Source organism: Nitrosospira sp. Nsp11 (genome assembly GCF_900142705.1).
GTDB lineage: Bacteria > Pseudomonadota > Gammaproteobacteria > Burkholderiales > Nitrosomonadaceae > Nitrosospira.
Map to the genome: position 1 here is coordinate 146,254 of NZ_FRBV01000003.1, position 25,704 is coordinate 171,957.

Annotated in this window: 20 protein-coding genes; 6 read left to right on the top strand and 14 right to left on the bottom strand. The window is 53.0% G+C overall.

The window, feature by feature from the left end; all coding sequences use genetic code 11:
- Nucleotides 1–264: 264 nt before the first annotated feature.
- Nucleotides 265–966 (bottom strand): SDR family NAD(P)-dependent oxidoreductase, encoded by a 702-nt coding sequence (locus BUA28_RS05990; RefSeq protein ID WP_072767214.1) that lies wholly within the window; start codon nucleotides 964–966, stop codon nucleotides 265–267.
- A gap of 702 nt (nucleotides 967–1,668) precedes the next feature.
- Between BUA28_RS05990 and BUA28_RS05995 the strand changes: the two genes are divergently transcribed.
- Nucleotides 1,669–2,661, top strand: coding sequence for a serine/threonine protein kinase (locus tag BUA28_RS05995; RefSeq protein ID WP_072767310.1), 993 nt, complete (start codon nucleotides 1,669–1,671; stop codon nucleotides 2,659–2,661).
- A 78-nt stretch (nucleotides 2,662–2,739) separates the two neighbouring features.
- Complete coding sequence (locus BUA28_RS06000; RefSeq protein WP_072767215.1) at nucleotides 2,740–3,231, top strand: YchJ family protein; 492 nt, start codon at nucleotides 2,740–2,742, stop codon at nucleotides 3,229–3,231.
- A gap of 312 nt (nucleotides 3,232–3,543) precedes the next feature.
- Here the strand turns inward: BUA28_RS06000 and dnaJ are convergent, their stop codons facing one another.
- The 4 genes from dnaJ to purB form a co-directional block, all read right to left on the bottom strand.
- On the bottom strand, nucleotides 3,544–4,650 hold the full coding sequence (gene dnaJ, locus BUA28_RS06005; RefSeq protein WP_072767216.1) for a molecular chaperone DnaJ: 1,107 nt from the start codon (nucleotides 4,648–4,650) through the stop codon (nucleotides 3,544–3,546).
- 133 nt (nucleotides 4,651–4,783) lie between these two features.
- The gene (gene dnaK / locus BUA28_RS06010; RefSeq protein ID WP_072767217.1) at nucleotides 4,784–6,715 is read right to left on the bottom strand and encodes a molecular chaperone DnaK; all 1,932 of its coding nucleotides are present in this window, start codon (nucleotides 6,713–6,715) and stop codon (nucleotides 4,784–4,786) included.
- Between the two features lie 88 nt (nucleotides 6,716–6,803).
- Nucleotides 6,804–7,388 carry a nucleotide exchange factor GrpE gene (gene grpE, locus BUA28_RS06015; protein ID WP_072767218.1) on the bottom strand — a complete coding sequence of 195 codons (585 nt, stop codon included), beginning with the start codon at nucleotides 7,386–7,388 and terminating at the stop codon, nucleotides 6,804–6,806.
- A gap of 221 nt (nucleotides 7,389–7,609) precedes the next feature.
- The gene (purB, locus tag BUA28_RS06020; RefSeq protein WP_072767219.1) at nucleotides 7,610–8,995 is read right to left on the bottom strand and encodes an adenylosuccinate lyase; all 1,386 of its coding nucleotides are present in this window, start codon (nucleotides 8,993–8,995) and stop codon (nucleotides 7,610–7,612) included.
- Between the two features lie 285 nt (nucleotides 8,996–9,280).
- Here purB and BUA28_RS06025 point away from each other — a divergent pair, with 285 nt between their 5' ends.
- Nucleotides 9,281–9,889, top strand: a complete 609-nt coding sequence (locus BUA28_RS06025; RefSeq protein WP_072767220.1) for a glutathione S-transferase — start codon at nucleotides 9,281–9,283, stop codon at nucleotides 9,887–9,889.
- A gap of 18 nt (nucleotides 9,890–9,907) precedes the next feature.
- Here BUA28_RS06025 and mnmA read toward each other — a convergent pair whose 3' ends face one another.
- Together mnmA and BUA28_RS06035 are read right to left on the bottom strand one after the other, a co-directional pair.
- Nucleotides 9,908–11,008 (bottom strand): tRNA 2-thiouridine(34) synthase MnmA, encoded by a 1,101-nt coding sequence (gene mnmA, locus BUA28_RS06030; RefSeq protein ID WP_072767221.1) that lies wholly within the window; start codon nucleotides 11,006–11,008, stop codon nucleotides 9,908–9,910.
- 9 nt (nucleotides 11,009–11,017) lie between these two features.
- Nucleotides 11,018–11,482 carry an NUDIX hydrolase gene (locus BUA28_RS06035; RefSeq protein WP_072767222.1) on the bottom strand — a complete coding sequence of 155 codons (465 nt, stop codon included), beginning with the start codon at nucleotides 11,480–11,482 and terminating at the stop codon, nucleotides 11,018–11,020.
- A gap of 476 nt (nucleotides 11,483–11,958) precedes the next feature.
- Between BUA28_RS06035 and icd the strand changes: the two genes are divergently transcribed.
- The gene (gene icd, locus BUA28_RS06040) at nucleotides 11,959–13,212 is read left to right on the top strand and encodes an NADP-dependent isocitrate dehydrogenase (RefSeq protein ID WP_072767223.1); all 1,254 of its coding nucleotides are present in this window, start codon (nucleotides 11,959–11,961) and stop codon (nucleotides 13,210–13,212) included.
- A gap of 110 nt (nucleotides 13,213–13,322) precedes the next feature.
- Here icd and BUA28_RS06045 read toward each other — a convergent pair whose 3' ends face one another.
- Nucleotides 13,323–13,526, bottom strand: a complete 204-nt coding sequence (locus BUA28_RS06045; protein WP_004174375.1) for a cold-shock protein — start codon at nucleotides 13,524–13,526, stop codon at nucleotides 13,323–13,325.
- Between the two features lie 291 nt (nucleotides 13,527–13,817).
- Here BUA28_RS06045 and clpS point away from each other — a divergent pair, with 291 nt between their 5' ends.
- Complete coding sequence (clpS, locus tag BUA28_RS06050; RefSeq protein WP_072767224.1) at nucleotides 13,818–14,126, top strand: ATP-dependent Clp protease adapter ClpS; 309 nt, start codon at nucleotides 13,818–13,820, stop codon at nucleotides 14,124–14,126.
- A gap of 1 nt (nucleotide 14,127) precedes the next feature.
- Nucleotides 14,128–16,386: an ATP-dependent Clp protease ATP-binding subunit ClpA gene (clpA, locus tag BUA28_RS06055; RefSeq protein ID WP_072767225.1), complete on the top strand. Its 2,259-nt coding sequence runs from the start codon at nucleotides 14,128–14,130 to the stop codon at nucleotides 16,384–16,386.
- A gap of 97 nt (nucleotides 16,387–16,483) precedes the next feature.
- Here the strand turns inward: clpA and BUA28_RS06060 are convergent, their stop codons facing one another.
- From BUA28_RS06060 to BUA28_RS06090, 6 genes are all read right to left on the bottom strand, one after another.
- Nucleotides 16,484–16,705 carry a dodecin family protein gene (locus tag BUA28_RS06060; protein WP_072767226.1) on the bottom strand — a complete coding sequence of 74 codons (222 nt, stop codon included), beginning with the start codon at nucleotides 16,703–16,705 and terminating at the stop codon, nucleotides 16,484–16,486.
- Nucleotides 16,706–16,980: 275 nt separating this feature from the next.
- Entirely contained in the window at nucleotides 16,981–19,548 is a 2,568-nt protein-coding gene (gene cphA / locus BUA28_RS06065; protein ID WP_072767311.1) for a cyanophycin synthetase, read from the bottom strand.
- 66 nt (nucleotides 19,549–19,614) lie between these two features.
- Nucleotides 19,615–21,849 (bottom strand): cyanophycin synthetase, encoded by a 2,235-nt coding sequence (gene cphA, locus BUA28_RS06070; RefSeq protein ID WP_072767227.1) that lies wholly within the window; start codon nucleotides 21,847–21,849, stop codon nucleotides 19,615–19,617.
- 595 nt (nucleotides 21,850–22,444) lie between these two features.
- Nucleotides 22,445–22,645: a hypothetical protein gene (locus BUA28_RS06080; protein ID WP_072767229.1), complete on the bottom strand. Its 201-nt coding sequence runs from the start codon at nucleotides 22,643–22,645 to the stop codon at nucleotides 22,445–22,447.
- 24 nt (nucleotides 22,646–22,669) lie between these two features.
- The gene (locus BUA28_RS06085; RefSeq protein WP_072767230.1) at nucleotides 22,670–23,143 is read right to left on the bottom strand and encodes a cyanophycin metabolism-associated DUF1854 family protein; all 474 of its coding nucleotides are present in this window, start codon (nucleotides 23,141–23,143) and stop codon (nucleotides 22,670–22,672) included.
- A complete protein-coding gene (locus BUA28_RS06090) occupies nucleotides 23,140–25,449 on the bottom strand; it encodes a cyanophycin metabolism-associated ABC transporter (RefSeq protein ID WP_083569907.1) in 2,310 nt (769 codons plus the stop codon). The genes BUA28_RS06085 and BUA28_RS06090 overlap by 4 nt, the downstream gene beginning before the upstream one ends.
- Nucleotides 25,450–25,704 lie beyond the last annotated feature (255 nt).

A 25,704-nucleotide genomic window follows, 5' to 3' on the forward strand; every position in this document is an offset into this window, starting at 1 on the left:
CATGTTCGTGAACATTGCCGACCTGCGCTCTGCGATGGCGCTGTCCCATTGCTCTATGCACCCATTTTTGGATGGCGGTGAGCCACCCATAATGCATAGGAAACTTTCCGCAATCCTCGTCAATAATGAAACCGGCGCTGGTTGATGCATTCAGCCGCTATGCGGTGACCAAACGCTTCTCATCCATTTCGTCGTCATCAATGGTCGGTAGCCAAACGAATCAGTGGAAATTTCAACATCCTCTAAATCAAGCAATTTCCTCTTTCACCATTTCTCTCCGAAAGGCCGAAGATCAAGCTCGAAGGTCCAAGCCTGTGATTGCTGTTGCGTAAGGAAGTAAACAGTTTCCGCTATCTGAGAGGGTTCCATGAAGAATTCGTCAGGTTTGCCTTCCATGTGCTGCCGGGTTCGCTGCAAATTCAGTATACCGTCTAGAATCACGTAGCTGACGTGAATCCTTTCAGGGTCGAGATACCGCGCCAATGATTGGGCGAGGCCGCGCTGACCCGCTTTCGCAGACGCAAAAGGAGCAAAGTTGGCGCCGCCTTTAATTGATGCGGTCGCGCCGATAATGACTATATTACCGGTTCCCGCAGCTCGCATATCCGGAAGTACTTCTTTTACTGTCTGGAACAACCCGCGGCAATTGACTTCCCAAGCGTCCTGAAAACTTTCCAGTGTCGCATCATCTATGTTTTGAAATGCGCCGGCGCCAGCGTTGTATATTAGAACTTCCACCGGGCCGAACTGCTGGCGGATTTCCGCAAAAACCTCGGATGCCGTCTCCGTATCCTTGACATCATATTGAAATGCACGAGAACCCTTGATCTTCCCGGCGATTTTATTCAGTTTCTCTTTATTGCGGGCGCAAAGCGCCACCCGATAGCCATCTTCCGCAAATCGGGCGCCAATAGCGGCACCGTTACCAGGACCGGCACCTACAATCACACAAACACCTTTATCCATTATTTGACTCCAATGAAGAAGCGGTTGGCCGTATAGGTTGGCCGTATAGCAATGGTAAGCCGCACAGCGATGACCAGGCCACCTCCCTGGTGAAGATGGTATTTTTTAGGTAGCGCTATCGCTCGGAGGCGATATGATCTCAATAAGCGCCGTAAGAGAAAAGATTGCGCTAAGGGTTTATCTTAAAGCTAAAAAATTTGTTGAATCAAAGAACACGCATGAGAATCCGATATCGGCACACCTTGTCTAATATCAGCCATGGCTATTATGCATAGTACCGTGGTAGCCTAAATTCAAGCCGCAGGTTTGTATTTTGAAAAGAAAGCAAACCGGATTTTTGAAGGCGGGTCTGACACGCCACAAGCTGAAATTCGCCAACCTGACACAGTATGCATGTGCTCATGGTCTTGGTGTGGACCCGCCATCTTCCCACCAACAAGCCCTTGCGGGAAACCAGTATCGAAAGTTTTATGGAGCTTTCCTCGATGGACGCCTGGCTATCCCATGGCTTTCGACCTCAAGCAACCGGGAAGGCCTTTCAGGGCCAGACACCATTATTTCACTCCTGAATACGAATACTGCAAGTAGCAACTCACCAGTCGTTTACGGTATAGTCCTTCCGAATTGAAAAACTGCAGCACGCAACCCCCACCCGGTGAAAAAAGAAAACCGGCACCGCATCATCTTGAGTGTTTGGAAGTGATAAAAACGAGTAACCCGCCCCGAAATTTTTCTACACTCCCTCCCGATTGTGTGTTGAACGCGCTGGAAAGCGTGGGCTTCTACAGCGATGGCCGCCTGTTGGCGCTCAACAGCTACGAGAACCGTGTCTATCAGATCGGCATGGAAGAGAGAGCGCCGCTGGTGGCAAAATTTTATCGCCCCGAACGCTGGACGGACGCCGCGATATTGGAAGAACACGCCTTCGTTCAGGAGTTGGCCGAGCGCGAAATCCCCGTCGTGCCCGCGCTGGTGCTGAATGGAAAAACCCTGCATAATTTTGAAGGATTCCGCTTCGCTGTTTTTCCAAAACATGGTGGCCGTGCCCCCGAACTGGAAAACCGCCACACGCTGGAGTGGATGGGACGATTCCTCGGACGCATCCACTCCATTGGCGCACTCAAGACGTTTCGGGAACGTCCCTCACTGGATATAGCCAGCTTCGGCGAACAACCGCGGGACTATTTGCTAACGCATGAATTCATTCCGGCCGATCTCAATGCAGCCTATCGCAGTGCGGTGAATCAGGCGCTGGATGGCGTTAGCCACTGCTTTGCGCGCGCGGGTGACGTGAATGCCTTGCGCCTGCATGGTGACTGTCATGCGGGCAATGTGCTTTGGACGGACGACGGTCCGCATTTTGTGGATTTTGATGACAGTCGCATGGGACCGGCAGTGCAGGACCTGTGGATGTTGTTGTCGGGGGACCGCTCCGATATGGTACGGCAATTGAGCGACGTGTTGGCCGGATATGAGGATTTTTGTGATTTCGACCAACGCGAATTGCATCTGGTCGAGGCGCTACGCACGCTGCGCCTGATTCATTATGCAGCGTGGCTAGCGCAGCGCTGGGATGATCCCGCCTTCAAGCAGGCGTTCCCGTGGTTCAACACCCAACGCTATTGGCAGGATCGCATCCTTGAGTTGCGCGAACAGATCGCGCTGATGGATGAGCCGCCGCTGTGGCAGGCGTAACGTTGCTCACATGTGGTCATGTTGTGGCAAAAAAAATAATTTGAGAAATTCAGACAAATCTAGCGGCTGTCTGTGGATATGGATATAGACGCGAAAACGATGTGCTGCCCATGCCGCGGCGCAGAGGAAACAGCGAAAACGAAGGGAACCCGGCCGCGCTCCTCTTCATCGGACCGCAACAAAACATACGTCGGCTGCTGCGGCCGCTATCTGGATGATGGCGAAGCGGCTCCCACTGCAGAAGCATTGATGCGCTCACGCTACACCGCCTATACCCTCGGTCGTGAAGATTATCTGCTGAGGACCTGGCACCACAGTACACGTCCCTCTTCACTTGAACTTGCAAACAAACCGCACAGCGCGCACTGCAAATGGCTGGGGCTGGAAGTGAGGCGTCATGAACAGCTAGAGCCGGACAGTATGTTGATGGAATTTGTGGCGCGCTATAAGGTGGACGGTCGGGCGCGTCGTTTGCATGAAATCAGCCGTTTTGTGCGCGAGGCCGGGCAGTGGTTCTATATTGATGGCGAAGTACCTGAGATTCTGAAGCGGAGCAACCAGTCTTCTTAAGCGTTATAAATGTCAGATCGCAGTCGTTACGGTAAACGTAATTGCAGTAGACGTAGGGCGACAATAAGCGAAGCGCATTGCGCCGTATGAGAATCTTCTCGAACTATTGCCATGCATGACTATTATAGAGTCGCGTCTAATTTCATTGCGTCATCGAACTCCCGCCCAGAAATGCTGCGTTTCAATCCGGCGCGGTTGATCAAAAGCGCGTTTTCCAAGACCTTACCAACCATTATCCAAGTGATGTTTCAAATTGACGGTGCAATGCACTTCGCTTATTGCACCCTACTTCTTATTCTTATCGCCGGAAGATTACTCCGCAAAAAACTCCCGCACCTTGTCCATCCATGATTTGGCACGGGGGCTGTGGCGAGGACCGTCTTCCTGATTGATCACTTCCAGTTCCTGCAACAACTCTCTCTGACGCGCCGTGAGCTTGACCGGGGTCTCCACTACCACATGACATAATAGATCGCCCTGGTTATTGCTGCGCACGCCTTTGATGCCCTTGCCACGCAGCCGGAATATTTTCCCACTCTGGGTTTCAGCCGGAATCCTGATTTTGGCGTGGCCGTCGAGCGTAGGAATTTCAATTTCCCCGCCGAGTGCGGCAGTGGTAAAGCTGATGGGCATTTCGCAGTGCAGATCATTGTGGTCGCGCTGAAAGACAGAATGAGGGGTGAGCTGGATAACGACATACAAATCCCCCGGAGGACCATTGTTGACCCCGGCTTCACCCTCCCCGGATAAACGGATACGGTCGCCTTCATCCACCCCGGCAGGAATCTTTACCGATAGGGTCTTATGGTTCTTGACGCGCCCCGAACCGCCGCACGTCGCGCATGGGCTCGAGATAAATTTCCCGCTTCCATGGCATTTGGGGCAGGTTTGCTGAATCGAGAAAAACCCTTGCTGCATCCTGACCTGGCCGTGACCGTTGCAGGTGGGGCATGTAACGGGTGAAGTACCGGGCTTGGCGCCATTCCCATGGCAGGTTCCGCACGCATCCATCGTCGGGATGCGGATCTTGGTTTCCGTACCGCGTGCCGCCTGCTCCAGCGAAATTTCCAGGTTATAGCGCAGGTCCGCACCGCGATAGACATTGGCCTGCCCTCCACGCCCCCCGAAGAGGTCACCGAATATATCGCCGAATGCGTCGGAAAATCCCTGGGCACCCGCGCCCGCCATATTGGGATCCACGCCGGCATGGCCATGCTGATCGTATGCTGCGCGCTTCTTCGAGTCCGACAGTATTTCGTAGGCTTCCTTGGCCTCCTTGAAATGCTCTTCCGATTTGGGATTATCCGGATTGCGGTCTGGATGATGTTTCATCGCCAGTCTGCGATAGGCTTTTTTTATATCCTCTTCGCTGCTGTCGCGGTTAACGCCCAGAACTTCATAGTAATCGCGTTTGTTCATGTCAGTTTTAATGGAAAATCGGAAGTGCGGAGACGATAGCCGATACTGTTTTGCCTATTCCCGTAATAGGCAAAACGCAGAATGCAGAAGAATGGCTCTCCGCATTGCTGCGCTTTGACGTTTCTGTGCTTACTTATTTCTTGTTCTTGACTTCTTCAAACTCGGCATCTACTACCTCGCCTTCAACAGGTTTTTCGCCCCCGCCATGTGAAGCGTGCTCCGCACCCGGCTGAGCCTGCTGACCCTGCTCTTGCGAGTACATCTTCTCCGCCAGTTTATGCGAGACCTCGGCCAGGGCCTGAGTCTTGGCCTCGATGACATCCTTGCTATCCGATTTCAGCGCATCCTCCGCCTCTTTCAGCGCATCTTCTATTTTGGACTTTTCATCGGCATCCAGTTTTTCGCCATGCTCCTTCAATGTTTTTCTCACCGAATGGATCATGGCGTCACACTGGTTGCGGGCGGTGACCAGTTCCAGCGTTTTATGATCCTCTTCGGCATGCGCCTCCGCATCTTTGACCATGCGCTGTACTTCTTCATCCGAGAGGCCGGAGCTTGCCTGAATCTTGATTTTATTTTCCTTCCCCGTCGCCTTATCCTTGGCGGATACGTGCAGTATGCCGTTTGAATCGATATCGAATGCCACTTCGATTTGCGGCATGCCGCGCGGTGACGGCGGAATATCGCTTAGATTGAATTGACCGAGGCTCTTGTTGCCGGACGCCATCTCGCGCTCACCTTGCAGTACATGAATGGTCACGGCAGTCTGATTTTCCTCGGCCGTCGAAAATACCTGTTGCGCCTTGGTCGGAATGGTGGTGTTTTTCTGAATCAACTTCGTCATCACACCGCCCAGCGTTTCGATGCCCAACGATAACGGGGTAACATCCAGCAGCAGCACGTCCTTGACCGAACCCTGCAGCACGCCGCCTTGAATGGCCGCACCGACCGCAACCGCTTCGTCCGGATTGACGTCCTTGCGCGGTTCCTTGCCGAAAATTTCCCTGACCTTATCCTGAACCTTGGGCATACGGCTCTGCCCACCCACCAGAATAACGTCATCGATATCGGAAGTCTTTACTCCGGCGTCCTTGATAGCAATCCGGCAAGGTTCCATGGTTCGGTCGATCAACTCTTCCACCAGGCTTTCCAGCTTAGCCCGGGTAATTCTCACCGCGAGATGTTTCGGTCCCGAAGCATCCGCCGTAATGTAGGGCAGGTTGACCTCCGTTTGCTGACTGGATGAAAGTTCAATCTTGGCTTTTTCCGCCGAATCCTTTAGACGTTGCAGTGCAAGCATGTCTTTTTTCAGGTCTATGCCGGTTTCCTTCCTGAATTCATCCACCAGGTATTCGATGACGCGCGAGTCGAAATCCTCACCGCCCAGGAAGGTATCTCCGTTCGTGGCCAACACTTCAAACTGGTGCTCACCCTCTACTTCCGCGATTTCGATAATGGAAATATCGAAAGTGCCACCGCCCAGATCGTACACGGCGATCTTGCGGTCACCCTCTTTTTTATCCATGCCGAAAGCCAGGGCTGCCGCAGTCGGTTCATTGATGATGCGCTTGACTTCCAGGCCGGCGATGCGTCCCGCGTCTTTTGTCGCTTGACGCTGGGAATCGTTGAAATAGGCAGGAACGGTAATAACGGCTTCGGTAACGGGTTCACCCAGATAATCCTCCGCGGTCTTTTTCATTTTTATCAACACTTGTGCCGATATTTCCGGCGGGGCGATCTTCTTGCCGCGCACCTCTATCCAGGCGTCATTGTTGTCGGCCTTTACAATGCTGTAAGGCACCATCTTGATATCCTTTTGCACCATCTCCTCGTTGAACCGGCGTCCAATCAGGCGTTTCACCGCAAATAACGTGTTCTTGGGATTAGTGACCGCCTGACGTTTGGCTGAAGCACCCACTAGAATTTCGCCATCTTCCGTATAGGCGACAATGGACGGTGTTGTACGCGCTCCCTCTGAATTTTCTATGACCTTGGGCTTGCCGTTTTCGATGACAGCCACACACGAGTTCGTGGTGCCGAGGTCAATGCCGATAATTTTTCCCATGATTTGGATCCTTGTTAGTAGTTGGTATCGAATATTCGACTATGCGAAATATCCGCTTGTGCAGAAAATGGGGATTAAGATTGTAATTTCAAGTCTCTCCGGCCTTGGAAACAGACACTAATGCCGGTCGAATCACCCGGTCGTTCAAAACGTAACCTTTCTGCATCACCTGTACTACCGTATTGGGGGCAAGATCGGAATTTACCGTACACATAGCCTGATGCAGATGTGGATCAAATTTCGCACCTTCCGGATTGATCACCTTGATATTGAATTTTTCGAAAACGGTAGTCAGTTGCTTTAGCGTCAATTCCATTCCGCTTTTGAAATTCTCGACCGTCGCGTTTTCCACCGCCAACGCGGCTTCCAGGCTGTCCATCACTGCGAGCAGTTCAGTAGAAAAATTCTCTACTGCATATTTATGCGCGCTGGCGATGTCTATTTGCGCACGCTTTCTTATATTCTCGGCATCCGCCTTGGCGCGCAGCCATGCATCGTGATGCTCCTCCGCATCGAGTTCGGCTTTTTTCAGTAACTGTTCCAGGCTCGGCATCGATTCCGTCGCCGGTTCCGGTGCCTTGTCTTCGTTGACTTTGGCCTCAGACGCGCTTGTTTCATCCATCGCTGCAGTCAGTTCCGTCGGGTCTGATTGGGGTCGATTTAACTCAGTCATGGCGCTTCTCCTAATTTCGTTCATCACTATATCGGGATAGTTTTTTCAATTTCAAGCTCTAGAGAATACCACGGCAGGTTGAGCAAGACCTCGTTTGGGCATGTTACTGAAAGACCCGAATCCTCAGGGGCGTCGCGCCCGGCTTGTACCTATGGCTTGTACCCATGTGTCGAACCGAAGATTGGGAAAAACCGATACCCAGGAATCAGGGCACACAGAAATCAACTGTCTTCAATGCCGATTTTTCGGGCCAGCGCAGCGGCATCGCCAATATAATTCTGCGGCATGATTTTGCATAAGCGTATTTTTTCGCTTTCCGGCAGGGTGAGACTGTCGATAAATTTGTGCAATGTATCTCTGTTGATACCCTCTTTGCCACGAGTCAACTCTTTCAACTGCTCATACGAATCCGGTATGCCATGGCGGCGCATTACGGTCTGTATCGGCTCGGCCAAGACTTCCCAGGCATTTTCCAGATCTTCCATCAAACGTTCCGGATTGACTTCCAGCTTGCTCAATCCGTTGCTGCAGGAGCCATATGCCAGCAATGTATGCCCCAACGCCACCCCCATGTTGCGAAGCACAGTGGAGTCCGTTAGATCACGCTGCCAGCGAGATATCGGAAGCTTCTCGCTCAAATGGCGCAACAGGGCGTTGGCGATGCCGAGATTGCCTTCGGAGTTTTCGAAATCTATCGGATTAACCTTGTGCGGCATCGTTGAGGAGCCAATTTCACCTTCTCTGGTTTTTTGCTTGAAGTAGGCAAGAGAGATATACCCCCACATGTCGCGATTAAAATCCAGCAGTACTGTATTGACATGGGCATAGGCGTCGAATAACTCCGCCATTGCGTCGTGCGGTTCGATCTGCGTCGTGTAGGGATTAAATTTCAGGCCAAATTTTTCTACAAACTCCTGCGCGAATTTTTCCCAGCCGAAAGCGGGGTATGAAGCGAGATGGGCGTTGAAGTTGCCTACCGCGCCATTGATTTTTCCCAGTATGGCCACGCCCGCCAGCCGTTTACGCGCCCGCAGCAGGCGATATGCGAAATTGGCAAGTTCCTTGCCAACTGTAGTGGGGGTGGCGGGCTGACCATGCGTTCGGGCGAGCATGGGCGTATCAGCCAATGCATGCGCCATTTGTATGAGCCTGCTGATGATTTTTTCCAATGCCGGCAGCATCACCCTGTCGCGGCTGTGCATCAGCATCAATCCGTGAGAAAGATTATTGATATCTTCCGACGTACACGCAAAATGGATGAATTGCGCGATATGCGCGGCCTCGGCATTCTTTATCAGATGCTCCCTGAGCCAGTACTCGACCGCCTTGACGTCGTGATTGGTTCTTGCCTCGATAAATTTGACCGACTCCGCGTCGGCCTCGGAAAAATTCGTCGCGAGAGCATCGAGCTGTGCAACGGTGGCGGGAGAAAATGGCGGGGCCTCGGCGATGCCTGTTGCGTTGCTCAAGGCCTTGAGCCACTCTATTTCCAACTGAACACGGTACCGGATCAGCGCGAACTCGCTGAAGTACGGCCTCAGGTCTGCGACCTTTGCGCTATAACGCCCATCAAGGGGGGAGAGTGCGGTGAGAAAAGATGAATTCATGTTCTGATTCCGGGTTATTGTCACCGGTAGGGCATTCTAGCAGCCTGTCGGCCTTAAAGGAAATCGGCTGCAAAAGCGTCTGGCTGGCTCATATTTCGCCGCTTTTTCGGCCACCAGAATAACTATTAACCTTCAAAATCCTCAAAATTCCGTCCTCCCCCAATCACTTTTTCACTGCGATTCTTCAAGCCCGACAGGCTGCTAGCATAGGCACTAGCCCAGACTATGCACCGCGCTGCCGAAAGCCGATATAATGCCCTTTGATAATTCCCCTCAAGGCTGATCATGAAGCTTATCGGATCGCTCACGAGTCCTTACGTTCGCAAGACGCGCATCGTTCTGGCTGAAAAGCATATCGGTTATACTTTTGAGCTGGAAGCTCCCTGGAACGCGGATAGTCACGTATCGGATCACAATCCGCTTGGAAAAGTGCCGGTGCTGATTATGGACGACGGCACCAGCCTGTTCGACTCGCGCGTAATTGTCGAGTATCTCGATAGTGTCAATCCGGTATCCCGTTTACTTCCTGAATCCAACCGGCGCAGAATTATGGTAAAGCGCTGGGAGGCGTTAGCGGATGGTATTTGCGACGCTGCCGCCGCGATGTTCCTCGAACGTAAACGGAAAGACGCGGAACAAAGCGTGGAGTGGATTTCCCGTCAGCAGCAAAAAGTTACGCGGGGCCTGGAAACGGCTGCTCACGAACTGAGCGATAAAAAATGGTGTGACGGCAACGTCTATACGTTGGGCGATATTGCATTAGGATGCGCCCTGGGATACCTGGCTTTTCGATTCCCTCAAATTGACTGGCGCGGTACCTTTCCCAATCTTGCCGATCTTTCCGACAGGCTGGAAAAGCGCTCTGCCTTCATGGAGACAGTTCCGGTAGCATGATGAATGGCTCAGGGAATGCTACTCGCATTCCTTCGCCTGTTCGTCTGTAATTACCCCTCCCCCAAGACATACCTTGCTCTCGTAAACCACAACCGATTGCCCCGGTGTCACAGCCCACTGCGGCTGGGCAAATTCGATTTCGCATTTGCTGTGATCGACATACGCGATTGCGCAGGGCGCATCAGCTTGGCGATAACGGGTCTTGGCCGCATAAACCCAGTTGCAATGGGGCGCACGGCCACTTATCCATGTCAATTCGGCTGCGGTAAGCGAGGACTTGAATAAGTCAGGATGATCGTGGCCCTGTACCACGACCAGGACATTCCGCGCTTTATCCTTGTTCGAAACGAACCAGGGTTCGCCACCCCCCTCTCTTGTCCCGCCAATGCCCAATCCCTGCCGCTGGCCGATGGTGTAGTACATCAAGCCGGTGTGCTCCCCCACGACGTTTCCAGCCGGGGTCTTTATCTCGCCCGGTTCATGCGGCAGGTAGCGATGGAGAAACTCCCTGAAAGGCCTTTCACCGATAAAACAAATCCCGGTACTGTCTTTTTTCGAAAAATTGGGTAACTTATAATCTCTGGCGATCCTGCGTACGTCACGCTTGTAAAGATGGCCGATAGGAAATAAGGTCCGGGATAACTGTGCTTGATTCAAACGATAGAGAAAATAGCTCTGATCCTTGGTTCCGTCTTCACCTTTCAACAGCTGGAACATACCGTTTTTTCTTTGCACCTGGGCATAATGACCGGTAGCGATAAAGCTAGCGCCGAGCCCGGCAGCGTGTTCCAGAAATGCTTTGAACTTGATCTCGGCGTTACATAACACATCCGGATTGGGCGTTCTCCCGGCCTGGTATTCCGCCAGAAAGTGGCTGAATACACGCTCCTTATACTCAACCGAAAAATTTACCGCTTCCAGCGGGATCCCGATGATATCCGCCACCGACGCGGCATCGATCAAATCCTGCCGGGAAGAGCAGTATTGGTCAGTGTCGTCATCTTCCCAATTCTTCATGAAAAGGCCGACTACGTCGTAACCCTGTTGCTTCAACAACAAAGCGGCGACAGATGAATCAACCCCGCCAGACAGACCAACTACTACGCGCGTTTTGCTCATGGTTTAAACCTAAACCCGGCAGTCGGACGCGTACGCGTGTGAAAGGATTTCCAGTGGATAATGCTTTCCCGCTACATGGTCTTCGATGCATTTCATTACTAACGGACTGCGATGGCAATAGGTCGTCTCGCGGATTTCCTCGATTCCGAACCACCCCGCGCGCACTATACCCGTGTCTAATGCCCGATCCGGATCAAAATCGACGACGGAACCGTTAAAAGCAAACCGAATAAAGGTAATATTCTCCGCCTCGGAGTGCCAGTGATAGATACCCAGTACCGATTGTGGGGCAAAAGTGTAGCCCGTTTCCTCAAGGGTTTCCCGAATTGCGCCGTGAATGATCGATTCGCCCGGCTCCAGATGGCCCGCCGGCTGATTGAACAGTAAACCGCCACCAGTTTGTTCCTCGACGAGCAGGTACTTTCCTTCTCTTTCGATGACTGCTGCAACCGTGACGTTGGGTTTCCAGATCATAATCTTTAAACTTCGCTTATTGGAAAAATAGAGTACAAGGAGATATCGCACCCGGCATTCTAGCGCCCTGCAGACGGGAAAGAAACAATAAGTGGGATAAGGCTCCTCCCCGAGGCCAGCCTCGCTTTTTTTGTACAGGTTCTTTTGTATAGGTTCTTTTGTACAGGTTCAAAAATATAGCTGTTAACCGATTTTTCCGGTAAACCGTTTTCCGTAAAGTCGAGCTACCCCTGTCGTTAATATATCCAGCCGAGATAACGCGGGCAATCCGGCGCTGCAATCCGTACGCTTTGTCACATTCGCCCGGTAATTCGATTCCAGCTCCAGGCGGAACAAAGCATGTTAGCGCTTCTCTTCCAAACCCGGGTAAAATGTAGGGGTTTGACCAGTTTACTGTTTACCGTTTACTGTTTACCGTTTACGACAGACTCACTGCTAACCACTACGACCACCGAAACACTCATATTGGAGAAACCATGTACCAGCACATCAAGACGCCAGCCGAAGGCAAAAAAATCTGCGTAAACGCTGATTTTTCCCTGAGTGTGCCGGATAACCCCGTTATTCCCTATATAGAAGGCGATGGTATCGGCGTGGATATAACGCCGGTAATGAAGGACGTGGTGGATGCCGCGGTGAGTCGCGCTTATGGCGGCAAGCGCAAGATTAACTGGATGGAGATTTATGCTGGCGAAAAAGCCACTCGTATTTATGGTGAAAACGTCTGGCTGCCCGAGGAAACACTGCAAGCCGCGGCGGAATATGTGGTTTCCATCAAGGGACCGCTAACCACTCCGGTAGGCGGGGGTATTCGCTCCATCAACGTCGCTTTGCGGCAGGAACTTGATTTATATCTATGCCTGCGTCCTGTACGCTATTTTCAGGGGGTACCCAGCCCGTTAAAGAATCCTGAAAAAACCGATATGATAATTTTCCGTGAAAATTCGGAAGACATTTATGCCGGTATTGAATGGGAAGCCCAGTCGGAAAAAGCGAAAAAGATAATTAATTTTTTAACGGCGGAAATGGATGTAACCAAAATACGCTTTCCCCAAACATCGGGAATCGGTATCAAGCCCGTTTCCAGGGAGGGCACCGAGCGACTGGTACGCAAGGCAATACAGTACGCAATCGACAACAAGCGCCCCTCTGTGACACTGGTGCACAAGGGTAATATAATGAAATACACCGAGGGCGCCTTCAAAAATTGGGGCTATGAACTAGCTTCCAGAGAATTCAACGCCCGCCTGCTCGACGGCGGCCCGTGGATGAAGCTGCCGGAGGACAAGGGAGGCGTCATAATCAAGGACGTGATCGCGGATGCTTTTTTGCAACAGATTTTGCTGCGTCCGGAGGAATACGATGTAATCGCCACGCTGAACCTGAACGGCGACTATATTTCTGACGCGTTGGCGGCGCAGGTCGGTGGTATCGGCATAGCCCCCGGGGCGAACCTCAGCGATTCGATTGCAATTTTCGAGGCAACGCATGGCACTGCGCCGAAATATGCTGGCAAGGATCAGGTTAATCCGGGGTCCATCATACTATCCGCTGAGATGATGCTAAGGCACATGGGCTGGATGGAGGCGGCGGACCTGATTATCGAGGCGATTGAAAAAACGATCCAGGATAAAATCGTGACTTATGACTTTGCGCGTCAGATGAATCATGCGCAGAAGGTTTCGTGTTCGGGGTTCGGACGGGCGCTGATTGAGCACATGCCGGCATAGCTCATGATTAAAAAAGCCCCTTGCCGATTTCCGGCAAGGGGCTTTATATAATTTTGTATTGGATTACAGCATGATCGCGGCTAACCACGTCAGTCTGGAATCGTCAAACGTCAAGCAGACTGAATATTTGAAGCTTGTTTGCCCTTCGGACCTTGAGTAACCTCAAAACTTACTTTTTGACCTTCTTTAAGAGTTTTGAATCCGGACATATTGATCGCGGAGAAGTGAGCGAATAGATCTTCGCTACCATCATCCGGTGTAATGAAACCAAAACCTTTTGAGTCGTTGAACCACTTTACTGTACCAGTTGCCATTTTTGCTTCCTATATAATAAAAAAACCGGGCCGGAAACCCGAACACTGTTTGAGTTTCAAGACCGCAAAACGGCTGTAACCGGTACTGCAGAGAACTTGAAGCCAAACGCCAAGAGCAGTTTTACGCAACTCTAGTATTCAAGTCAAGTGCTCAATCTACTTATTTTATAGAAATGCAATAGAATAATTTTCTGAAGGTACTTGAATATTTCGGTGTAATCGTCAAATATTATATCAAGAGGCAGAGACTTGCCCATTTCGCTCTAACTGATGAATAGCGAGACTGGAGACATGAAAGCAGGGAATCATGGAGATGTTGTACTGGAGGCTAAAAAGAGTAAACTCAAACCACCGCCAATGTTCAAGGTGATTTTACTGAATGATGATTTCACGCCTATGGATTTCGTGGTGGCCGTGTTGCAGACTTTTTTTTCAAAGAATCGAGAACAGGCAACCCAAATCATGCTCAAAGTACATATGGATGGAGCGGGAATATGTGGAGTTTATCCCAATGATGTAGCTACCACCAAAGTTGAGCAGGTGGTCGCATTTGCGAGGCAGCATCAACATCCGCTAAGGTGCGTGATGGAGGAGACGTAAAATGATTGCCCAAGAGTTGGAAGTAAGTTTACACATGGCGTTTGTCGAGTCACGACAGAAGCGGCATGAGTTCATAACGGTCGAGCACTTGTTATTGGCTCTGCTCGACAATCCGACCGCCGCGGAAGTGCTGCGCGCCTGCTCGGTGGATATGGACGATTTGCGTCGACTGCTGACAGAGCACGTTACGGAAAACACACCTACCGTGGGCGGCAGCGGCGAAGTGGATACACAGCCAACGCTAGGTTTTCAGCGTGTGATCCAGCGCGCAATCCTGCATGTCCAGTCTTCCGGGAAAAAAGAAGTCACCGGCGCCAACGTGCTGGTAGCGATATTTGGAGAGAAGGATTCCCACGCAGTTTATTTTCTTCATCAGAAAGGCATCACCCGTCTCGATGTAGTGAATTATATTTCTCATGGCATCAGCAAGGTATCCCAGGGAAGTCCCGCGAAATCCGACAGCGAAGGCGATGCGGAGCAGGAAATGAGTGCGGGCGGCGCACTGGAAAGTTACGCGGTAAATCTCAACTCACTCGCGCTGGCCGGCAAGATCGATCCGTTGATTGGACGTGAGCGGGAGCTGGAACGCCTGATACAGACGCTATGCCGCCGCCGCAAAAATAATCCGTTGCTGGTGGGTGAAGCGGGCGTCGGCAAGACCGCTATCGCTGAGGGGCTTGCAAGGCGGATTATCGAAAATGACGTTCCGGAAATTCTTGCGCATCATCAGGTTTATGCGCTGGATATGGGCGCACTGTTGGCCGGGACGAAATACCGGGGGGACTTCGAACAGCGCCTGAAGGCGGTGTTGAAACAGTTACTCGACAGTTCCAACGCCATTCTTTTCATTGATGAGATTCATACGTTGATCGGTGCGGGGGCCGCTTCCGGCGGTACGCTGGACGCTTCCAATCTTCTTAAACCAATACTTAATACCGGTCAGCTGAAATGTATCGGTGCGACGACTTACAGCGAATATCGGGGAATTTTTGAAAAAGACCATGCCCTATCGCGTCGCTTCCAGAAAATCGACGTACTCGAACCCAGCGTGGAAGAAACAGTCTCGATATTACGCGGCCTGAAAGCCCGCTATGAAGCGCACCATGGTGTCAAATATACGGCCATTGCGCTTACCACCGCAGCAGAATTATCGGCGCGCTTCATTAACGACCGGCATTTGCCGGACAAGGCGATAGATGTCATCGACGAAGCCGGCGCAGCACAGCGCATTTTGCCGAAGTCGAAGCAGCGCAAGGTAATCAGCAAACATGAGATCGAAAGTATCATTGCTAAAATCGCGCGCATCCCGGCACAAAATGTCTCCAGCGATGACCGAAGCACGCTAAAAGTGCTGGATCGAGATCTCAAAGCGGTGGTATTTGGTCAGGACAAGGCCATCAATGCGCTGACAGCGGCGATAAAGATGGCAAGAAGCGGCTTGGGCAATCCACAAAAGCCCGTTGGCTCATTTCTTTTTTCCGGCCCTACCGGCGTTGGCAAAACCGAAGTAGCGCGGCAGCTGGCTTATGCGTTGGGCATTCATTTGCACCGCTTCGACATGTCTGAATACATGGAGCGGCATGCCGTTTCACGCCTGATCGGCGCGCCGCCCGGATATGTGGGTTTCGACCAGGGCGGTTTGCTTACCGAGGCCATCATCAAGCAGCCATACTCGGTACTGCTACTGGATGAAATCGAGAAGGCGCATCCGGATATTTTTAATATCCTGCTGCAGGTGATGGATCACGGCACGTTGACCGACAATAATGGCCGCAAGGCGGATTTCCGCAACGTGGTAATTATCATGACCACGAATGCGGGCGCCGAAGCGCTCAGCAAATCGTCCATGGGCTTCACCACCGGTGCGCAGGCAGGCGATGAGATGGCCGATATCAAACGCATGTTTACGCCTGAGTTCCGCAACCGGCTGGATGCGATCATTTCCTTCGCATCCCTGGATAGGGACGTGATTCTGCGTGTGGTGGATAAATTCCTGATGCAGCTTGAAACGCAGCTGCACGAGAAGAAAGTGGAAGCGATATTTACCGATGCGCTGAGAGAATACCTCGCCAAAAACGGCGCTGATCCTCTCATGGGCGCCCGCCCCATGGCCCGGCTCATTCAGGACACTATTCGCAGCGCTTTGGCGGATGAGCTATTATTCGGACGGCTTGCCAACGGTGGCAAAGTGACGGTGGATATCGGTACCGATAACAAGGTGAAACTTCAGTTTGAGGAAGAAGCCGCCTCTGCCGTATAAGCTTGATCTCATCAACGCAGTTAAAACAAAAAAGGCGCGATCAGCGCCTTTTTTGCATCGGGAATGTCTGAGTAATCCAGGCTTTGCCCAATAACAATTACTTGCTTTCGGTTTCATACTTGAAAGACAGATTCACTCTTGCGCGATACGCAACCACCTTGCCATCCTCAATTACCATATCCAGCTTTACTATTTCTGCAACCCTCAGGTCTCGCAATGTTTTTGACGCCGTCTCGACGGCATTTTTGGCTGCATCCTCCCAAGAGGTCTGGCTGGTTCCGATTATCTCTGTAATTCGATAGATACTATCTCCTGACATGATTTTTCTCCTTGTGGGGTGAGCAATAAAAACAGTTACTGAGCGGTCTCAGCGCAGCAATCTCAACGCTAATTCAGTTTATGGGTAACCTCGGCGGATTGCAATCTGTACTCAGTTGCCGAGAGACGATATCAACTGCCCGCCTGTCTGACCCTGATCGGTGGCATTTGATCAGTTATACGGGCGCGTTGGCGTGTTACAGGCTGATAACCGTATTATATCTGCGGCTCAGTAGCTCTGCTCTCGAGCGCAATCGGTTACGCCAGCGCCGCTTGTCAACCGGCAACCACACGCTGGGTAATATACCCGAGTGCTTCATCCACCTGGTCGATGAGAATAAGGCATAACTCTCCGGCTTTCAGGTTGGCAAAGGCAGTATCGATCGCCACAAACTCGCCGCGAATCTCCTTGACGTCGCGGGCCCGCTTCGCATTCTTCAGACCTTGCCGCAACAGGCTCAGCACTTCCCCATCGGCGCGGCCTCTTTGACACTTGTCCTGATAAAGCACCACCTCGTCAAAAGCATCACCGAGGATCTTGGTCTGTTGACGAATATCCTCGTCGCGACGATCACCCGCGCCGCTAATCACGACCGAGCGTCTCTTGGCAGGCATCTTATCGATGGCGAGCACAAGCGCCCGGATGGCATCCGCATTGTGACCGTAGTCAGCAATAAGCGTGGCGCCCCGGTGATTGAAGAGATTGAAACGGCCCGGTGCGGTTTGCGTGTCGCTGACAAAACTGGCTAAACCGAAACGTATGACTTCCCAGTCGAGGCCAAGCGCCCAGCCCGCTCCAGTGGCGGCCATTGCATTTTCGATCTGGAAAGCGATGGCCCCGTTCTGCGTGAGAGGAATTCCCGCCAGCGTCAGGCGGTGCTCAGCACCCGCTTCCGAAGCGACGATAGAACCCCCGTCGAGATAAATGACACGCTTGCCTTGCGCCCGATGTTTCACTATCACGGGATTGCGGGGATCACGGGCGAAAAATGTGACCGAACCCGGGCAGTGGACCGCCATGCTTGCCACCAAGGGATCAGCCGCGTTGAGCACGGCGACGCCGGTACCTGGTGTAACATTTTGAACGACGATGCGTTTGACGGCAGTTAAATCCTCCACCGTGTTGACGTGGGAAAGGCCAAGATGATCGCCTCCACCGATATTGGTCACCACAGCCACATGACAACGATCGAAGCCCAGCCCCTCACGCAGCAGGCCACCCCGCGCCGTCTCGAAAACCGCCGCATCGACATCGGGGTGAAGAAGAACTTTCTTTGCACTCTTAGGGCCACTGCAGTCGCCCGTATCGATGCGCTGACCTTCAACATAAACACCGTCAGTACTGGTCATGCCGACGCGCATGCCCTGGCATTCGAGGATATTGGCAATCAGGCGGACGGTGGTGGTCTTGCCGTTGGTTCCCGTTACCGCCACAACGGGGATGCGCGCGTCATCCCCGTCTTTGAACATATTGGCAATAATCGCCTCCCCTATAGCACGCCCTGTACCGAATGAAGGTTGCAAATGCATGCGAAGGCCTGGCACGGCATTGATCTCGACAACCGCGCCGTGCTCTTCCAGCGGATTCGACACACTATCGCAGACAATGTCCACGCCACAGATATCAAGACCTACCATTCGAGCAGCGGCTTCCACGCGCGCCGCAAGCTCGGGATGAACATCATCGGTGACATCGGTGGCCGTTCCCCCGGTGGAAAGGTTGGCGTTATTGCGCAGCACAACGCGTTCGCCTCTGGAAGGCACGGATTCCGGAGCCATACCCTTGGTAGCCAGTTGGGCAACCGTAATTTCGTCAAAATGAATTTTTGTCAGTGCGTTCGCATGACCTTCACCACGTCGCGGATCACTATTTATCTGCTCAACCAATTGACTGATGCTGTGCATGCCGTCGCCGACAACCTGGGGCGGATCACGCCGCGCAGCCGCAATCAACTTATTGCCTACCACCAGCATGCGGTAATCATTACCGGGAATGCAACGCTCAACCAGGACTTCACCGCTGATCTCAGCCGCTACCGCGTAGGCAGCGTCCACCTGCTCCCGACTGGTCAGGTTCACGCCTACTCCCCTGCCCTGATTGCCATCCCGCGGCTTGACAACAACCGGGCCGCCTATTTCACAAGCAGCCACCCAGGCATCTTCCGCATTCGCTACCGGTCTGCCTGCCGCGATCGGAATACCGGCACTGCTCAGCAACGTTCTGGTCAGCTCCTTGTCCTGTGCAATGGATTCCGCCACGAGGCTGGTCCGGCCCGTCTCCGCAGCCTGGATACGGCGCTGGCGGCTGCCCCAGCCAAACTGGACCATACTGCCATCGGTCAGCCGGCGAAAAGGAATACCGCGTGCGACAGCCGCACGGACGATCGCGCCCGTACTCGGCCCGAAACGTATCTCTTCATACAATTCATGAAGACAATTAACGGCATTGGCGACGTCGAAGAGAGTATCCTCAATCGCGGCATGACATAAGGTTTGCGCATATTCGAGAGCAAGCCTGCCTACCGATTCTTCGCTGTACTCGACAATGACTTGATAAATGCGGGCTTCCAGCGTGCGAGTAGTCTTACTGAAGGTCACCGGACAGCCGGCCTGTGCTTGCAGGCCGAGCGCAACGCGCCCAAGCGCATGCGCCATGATTCCCGCTTCAGCCAGGAAAACTGGTTGGAGCAAATCGATTTGCGGAAATCGGTCACGCAACCGGATGAGGAAGTCTCTGTTTTCCACGAGAGATTCAGTTTCACCGCAAGAAACTATTGCTTCTATGGCTGTGTGGCGACTCCACAAATTAGGCCCACGCAATGCGCGGACAGACGATACTTTCATTGAAAGTTCTCCTGGTGCTTCTTGCTCATCCGGATGCGTTGCTGATATGCATCTGATTTCCATGTTTTATTGAGCGGCGGCGAAATTTTCAATCCCGGCACGTATGAGAGCGGGCTCGATACCGAGCGCCCAGGCAGCGCCCACTGCAGCCAGAACATTTTCTACCTCCGGAACGGCATAACCACCCCGGGTAAGCGGAATGTCCGCTACTTTTCCCAGCGACGACTCACTGGAACCGGTAACGAGCAGAATTTTCCCATCTCGAACTATCACCGCCCGCTTACCCTGTGTGCCTTTTATCTCCGCCGCAGCGGCTAAACAGTGCTTTCTGATTACGGGTAATTCAGGATCGAGGCTGAAGTAAATGACCTCGCCGTTGCACAGCGCAGCCATTTCAACCAGCATTGCCTCCCTGGCGTTGAGAATCGCCGCACCCGTGGGCAACACCACATCCACTTGAGTGCGCAGTATATCGAAAACCTGCCTGGCGGTTTCGATATAGTGCCGTCCATAGTGACGCTGTAGCTCGACATTGGTAATGACGCCCACATGACATCCATCGTAGGCCAAGCCCTCACCCAGAATGCTATCGCTGCCGTTTTCAAAAACCGCAGCTTCTATCGAACGATTCATCAGGATGTTGTTAGCCGTCTTCCATCTGGCGTGATCGCCCTTGTAGACTTGCCTGCGGTCGAGATAAAACCCATCGCTGCATGCCAGTCCCGTATGTTTGCCAGACAAGGCGAGTAGATGAGCGACAAGGCGCGCTACTGTAGTTTTACCATAGCTGCCAGTAATACCTACGACCGGAACCCGGCCGTCTCCCTGGTTAGGGAAGAGATGGTCAACAATAGCTTCGCCAACGGGACGCGGCGTGCCAATGACGGGTTTGATGTGCATCAGCAAACCGGGGCCGGCATTGACCTCGACAATCGCCCCTCCCTGTTCGGCAAGGGGTCGGGAAATATCCCTGGCAACGAGATCGATGCCGGCAATATCCAGCCCGACAATGCGGGCCGCAAGCGAAGCAGCCGCAGCGATGCTGGGATGTACTTCGTCAGTAACATCAAAAGCGTGATTACCGTTACGCTGAATCAGAACTTCGAGACCGGCCTGCGGCATTGAATTGATGGTGAAGCCCTGGCGCGCAATTTCCATTGTCGTTACGCCATCGATGCTGACAGGATTCAAGGGATGGTCTTCGCTTGTCCCCCGGCGCGGATCTGAATTGATCTGGTGGTCTATCAGCTCGCCAATGGTTGATTTACCGTCGCCGGTCACTGAGACCGAATCGCCTCGGCTAGCGGCCACCAGGCGTCCGCCAACCACCAGCAAGCGGTGTTCCGTACCCGGAACATAACGTTCGACCAATACGCCGTCACCTTCTTCCGAAGCAGCGCGATAAGCGGACTCGACTTCTTCCTGCCTGCTAAGCTCAATAAAGACACCACGTCCATGGTTGCCGTCGCTGGGCTTGACCACGACCGGCAGACCTATGTCCTGTGCGGCTGTCCATGCATCTTCCGCACTATGAACACTACGGCCGTCAGGGACTGAAACACCGCAGGATTGAAGCAACACCTTGGTCAGGTCCTTATCCCGCGAGATACTTTCGGCAATGGCCGGAGTGAGGTCGGTCTCGGCTGTCCATATACGCTGGCTTCGAGCACCATAGCCGAGTTGCACGAGGTTGCCCTTGGCCAGAAGGCGGATGGCGGGAATATTGCGGATGGCGGCGGCCTCGACGATACAGGCGGTCGATGGGCCCAGCCAGAGTGAATCCACCATGTTGCTCAGGCGCTCGATGGAATGCTGGACGTTATAGGGCGGGTTCTCGGGTTGCAGATATCCCATGGCAGCCAGTACCAGTTCACGTGCCTCTGACAGCGCGCTACGCGCGATATTCTCATGCCACGCACTGACAGCCACCTTATAAACGCCGCGCAATGAGGTCTCTCTGGCTCTGCCAAAGCCGCCGGGCATACCCGCCAGGTTTTGCAGTTCAAGCGTAATATGCTCGAGAATGTGGCCTGCCCAGGTACCGTCCTTCAATCGGCGCAGAAATCCACCGCGCTCTCCATAGCTGCAGCGGTGCTCAATCAGCGAAGGGAGCCAGGAATAGAGGCGTTCGTAAAAACCGGGGATGGTATTTGACGGGAAATCCTCGAGATCTCCGATATCAACAATGGCTTCCAGCACCGGGCGAAGCGTCCAGATGTTAGGCCCGTTCAGGTGGTGAACCTCAAGAAATTTGATATCCCTGTTTGCACAATCGGTATTTGTATCCGCGTACGCCAGCATAAAATAGGGTTCTCGAAAGAGTAAGTTAAAACTGGACTAACGCTGCTGACGGGAATCGGTTTACAGCTAAGCAATCAGCTCTGCTGCGTGCTTTGGGCTAAATTCGGCAGTTAGGATGGTTGGAGTATGCGCACAAGGTGAAGCTCACAGGGTACAAAAAATCCTTTTCGATTATAGCGCTCAGCTGGAAAATGGGCTGAAGAATGGACGGTCAATTGCCGGACTTAGATTCAACAGTCTGCTGCAAAAAGGTTTCAGATCCTCGGTCGTTCATCCCGACGCTCTCGCTCAGCTCAAGGCAGCCTGTACGGTAGCAGGCTGTCCTGTTTGATGACTCAGGTTATTGGTAGCTGATGCCGCTATCTCGTGGCGTATCGGCCTGACGAACGTTTTGGAGGAGCACTCGATTTTGCTATGTTCGTTTTTGACACCTGATTATTCCGCGATTATTGGCTGCTGCAGGCCGGAAACCGACAAAGAATAAAGCAATCATCATACCAGTTTTAATTAATCTTATTAAACAATATGTTGCTGTCGCCAAAGGAAAGATTGGCGTCACTATTTACCGACGGTTTATATTCAAATTGATACTAACCTATTGATGAAATAAAAATATCGTATGTCTCCTGTCAGCGACAATTCCATAAAGAGCCTGCCCGGCCGAAACGGGGCAACATGAAAAGAACAACGACGTAAAATCGACGGATGAACCGAGATGCCCCCATGGGAAATCAATGGGAAATCTCAGTTCAAACATGCTGGGGCGAATGGTTCCAAACTGCATCAGCATTTTCATGACACATCTCCTTCGTAGCCTGGGCTAAAGGAAGCGGTCCAGAATCTTGCGGCTGTGATGGTCCAGAGCGAAACGGTCGCGGATCAGAAAATGGATGCCCTGACTGTCCATAATCAGCAGAGAAGGTGGCTTGAGCCTGCGAATGTATTCCTCACCCTTGAGGATGAAAGCGGTTTTGCCCCGATCCGTTTCCACATACCAGGTACTCGGCGTAGCAAAACTCGAAACCTCGTGTATGAGCTTGATTTCCGGCATGAACTCCCGCGCGGCAAGATCCGCTTCCACGAGTTTACGCATCTCGTCCGGCACATCGCTTAATTTTTCAATCCAGGCGAGTTCGCGGCCATGCGAATCGATCAGGGCGATGTCTCGCTCGGGCGCGGTAATAGGGAACGCTCGTACTGGGACTACGCCTTCCTGCACCTTCCCATCGTTCGCGACAAACACCAGCCGCCCGAACGTGTTACGGCTTAACAGATAATCTGGTTTTCCGCTCATTCTCGGCCACCCTCAGCTTTGCGGTCGACATTCGGCCTGCGCAAGTCATCCTCGGTATCGATGTTGCGCGCCTGAGCCTCGTAGAGGCCGTAGTAATGGCCTTTTCGTGACATAAGTTCGTCGTGGCTGCCGACCTCGACGATGCTGCCGCGGTCAAGCACGATGAGCCGGTTAGCATCGCGTAGCGTAGAGAGACGATGGGCAATCGCAATAGTCGTGCGGCCCCGCACCAGATTTTCGAGCGCTTTCTGGATTTCTTTCTCGGTTGTTGTATCGACAGAAGAAGTGGCCTCGTCGAGAATCAGAATACGCGGATCGATGAGCAGGGCACGAGCAATCGAGATGCGCTGCCGCTCTCCTCCTGAGAGAGTCTGGCCTCGCTCGCCGACCAGGGAATCATAGCCATGCGGCAGGCGCAGGATGAACTCATGGGCATGCGCTGCGCGGGCTGCGGCAACCACCTCCTCCAGGCCAGCGTCCGGTTTGCCGTAGGCAATATTCTCGGCGATGGTTCCAAAAAACAGGAACGGCTCTTGAAGCACGAGTCCGATGTGCCGGCGGTATTCGGCGACCGGCAAGGAGCGAATATCTACACCGTCGAGCAAAATTGCGCCTTCGGTAACATCGTAAAATCGACAGATCAGGTTGACAAGCGTGCTCTTGCCTGAGCCGCTGTGCCCCACGAGGCCGATCATTTCGCCCGGCGCGATGGTGAGGCTGATGTCATGTGTCACAGTGCGGGTGCCATAACGGAATCCGACGTTGCATAACTCGATACGACCCTCGACGATAGGCAGATGTACGGGATGCGCAGGGTCGGGCACACTGGAAATATGATCGAGGATTTCGAAGATACGCTTGGTGCCGGCCGCTGCTTTCTGCGTAAACGAGACAATACGGCTCATCGAGTCCAGCCGCATATAGAAACGGCTGATATAGGCAAGAAAAGCGGTAAGCACGCCCACCGTGATTTCGTCCCTGGATATCTGCCAGATGCCGAACACCCACACCACGAGCAGACCGACTTCAGTTAATAGCGTCACGGTCGGCGTGAACAATGACCAGACCTTGTTGACCCTGTCGTTGACCTCCAGATTGCGATCGTTTGCCGAGCGGAAGCGTGCCGCTTCGCGTTTCTCCTGCGCAAACGCCTTCACGACGCGTACGCCGGGAATGGTATCGGCAAGCACACTCGTGACCTCGGCCCAGGCGCGGTCGACTTTTTCGAATCCCGTGCGCAGCCTGTCACGCACCAAATGGATCAGCCAGGCGATAATCGGCAGAGGCATTAGCGTTACCAGCGCCAGCCAGGGGTTGATTGAAACCAGGACGGCCACAGTCATGCCGATCATCAATACGTCGGTAAAAAAATCAAGCAGGTGTAGCGACATGAAAACGTTGAGGCGATCGGTCTCCGAGCCAATGCGCGCCATCAGATCGCCAGTACGCTTTCCGCCGAAGTAGGCATGCGAGAGCTTGAGGAGATGCTCGTAGGTGGCAGTGCGCAGGTCGGCGCCGATACGCTCTGAAACGAGCGCCAGCATATAGGTTCGCGACCAGCCCAATACCCATGCCAGAACTGCGGCGCCCAGCAGGCCGGCCAGATAAAATATGACAAGATCAATATCGATGGGCTTGCCGTTCTGATAGGGAATCAGAATATTATCCATTAGCGGCATGGTCAGGTAGGGCGGCACCATCGTTGCAGCGGTGCTGCCCAACGTCAGCAAGAACCCGGCAAGCAATCGCCCTTTATAAGGTTTGGCAAAGCGCCACAAGCGGAACAGTGTCCAGGTCGACGGCGGCGTTTCGGTTTCCCTGCTGCAGACCTCGCACTCTTCCTGCCCCGGCAATAGGGGTGTATCAAGCGCCCTCAGGCATTTTGAGCAGAAAGCCTGAGCAGGTACCGACGGTACCTCGCCGGTAAGTTGATGGTTGAGTTGCAGGTTGAAGCTCTCGATCAAACGTCCGGCTGCAGTATCCGCTCCAAGCGTGTAGCGCCAGTGAGCAAGCAGTGAATTCTCGTCAAGAAGCTCAAGGCTGCCAATACCGGCATGATCGTAGCGCGCCAGCGTCAGGCCGGGGCGATAAGGCCATTCCTGCCAGGTTGTATCCCTGCCTGATGTAGCCAACAGGCGTTTATTGGTAACAACGACCAGGCCGGATACAAAATACAGTTGGGTATCAAGATCCGTTTCAAGCCAGGCCAGGACATTTTCTTCCTGATAAAGCTGTGATTCAGCGCTTGTAATCCAGGCGGACGGCAGGGTGAGCGGCGGCGTGCCGGGTAAGTGGCCGGCAGGCAAAATCGGCAAAGACTTGGAGTGTGGCGTCGTCAATCTGGTGTAATGGACCAAAAATTTTCTTTACTCAAAAAACAGGGTTGCCGCTACGCAACCTTGCTCATCGTTTTTATGGGCGATACGCAGCGCTCCCGTTGCTGTCGCCAATACAGTTCCTCAACATCGGCCTTTATTCCATTCAATCGGTGACGATTTCCGATCCCCTATGGGGGATTCCTGATGGACTGGAGGCCCCTGGTTGGGATCAGCTTCGTTGGG

What these genes read in the sequence shown, in the direction of transcription:
- BUA28_RS06085 (WP_072767230.1), bottom strand. Translation starts at nt 23,143, where the DNA reads ATGAGCGGAAAACCAGATTATCTGTTAAGCCGTAACACGTTCGGGCGG.
- BUA28_RS05990 (WP_072767214.1), bottom strand. Translation starts at nt 966, where the DNA reads ATGGATAAAGGTGTTTGTGTGATTGTAGGTGCCGGTCCTGGTAACGGT.
- BUA28_RS06025 (WP_072767220.1), top strand. Translation starts at nt 9,281, where the DNA reads ATGAAGCTTATCGGATCGCTCACGAGTCCTTACGTTCGCAAGACGCGC.
- cphA (WP_072767311.1), bottom strand. Translation starts at nt 19,548, where the DNA reads ATGAAAGTATCGTCTGTCCGCGCATTGCGTGGGCCTAATTTGTGGAGT.
- grpE (WP_072767218.1), bottom strand. Translation starts at nt 7,388, where the DNA reads ATGACTGAGTTAAATCGACCCCAATCAGACCCGACGGAACTGACTGCA.
- BUA28_RS06035 (WP_072767222.1), bottom strand. Translation starts at nt 11,482, where the DNA reads ATGATCTGGAAACCCAACGTCACGGTTGCAGCAGTCATCGAAAGAGAA.
- clpA (WP_072767225.1), top strand. Translation starts at nt 14,128, where the DNA reads ATGATTGCCCAAGAGTTGGAAGTAAGTTTACACATGGCGTTTGTCGAG.
- cphA (WP_072767227.1), bottom strand. Translation starts at nt 21,849, where the DNA reads ATGCTGGCGTACGCGGATACAAATACCGATTGTGCAAACAGGGATATC.
- BUA28_RS06045 (WP_004174375.1), bottom strand. Translation starts at nt 13,526, where the DNA reads ATGGCAACTGGTACAGTAAAGTGGTTCAACGACTCAAAAGGTTTTGGT.
- BUA28_RS06060 (WP_072767226.1), bottom strand. Translation starts at nt 16,705, where the DNA reads ATGTCAGGAGATAGTATCTATCGAATTACAGAGATAATCGGAACCAGC.
- clpS (WP_072767224.1), top strand. Translation starts at nt 13,818, where the DNA reads ATGAAAGCAGGGAATCATGGAGATGTTGTACTGGAGGCTAAAAAGAGT.
- BUA28_RS06000 (WP_072767215.1), top strand. Translation starts at nt 2,740, where the DNA reads ATGGATATAGACGCGAAAACGATGTGCTGCCCATGCCGCGGCGCAGAG.
- mnmA (WP_072767221.1), bottom strand. Translation starts at nt 11,008, where the DNA reads ATGAGCAAAACGCGCGTAGTAGTTGGTCTGTCTGGCGGGGTTGATTCA.
- BUA28_RS06080 (WP_072767229.1), bottom strand. Translation starts at nt 22,645, where the DNA reads ATGAAAATGCTGATGCAGTTTGGAACCATTCGCCCCAGCATGTTTGAA.
- icd (WP_072767223.1), top strand. Translation starts at nt 11,959, where the DNA reads ATGTACCAGCACATCAAGACGCCAGCCGAAGGCAAAAAAATCTGCGTA.
- dnaJ (WP_072767216.1), bottom strand. Translation starts at nt 4,650, where the DNA reads ATGAACAAACGCGATTACTATGAAGTTCTGGGCGTTAACCGCGACAGC.
- purB (WP_072767219.1), bottom strand. Translation starts at nt 8,995, where the DNA reads ATGAATTCATCTTTTCTCACCGCACTCTCCCCCCTTGATGGGCGTTAT.
- dnaK (WP_072767217.1), bottom strand. Translation starts at nt 6,715, where the DNA reads ATGGGAAAAATTATCGGCATTGACCTCGGCACCACGAACTCGTGTGTG.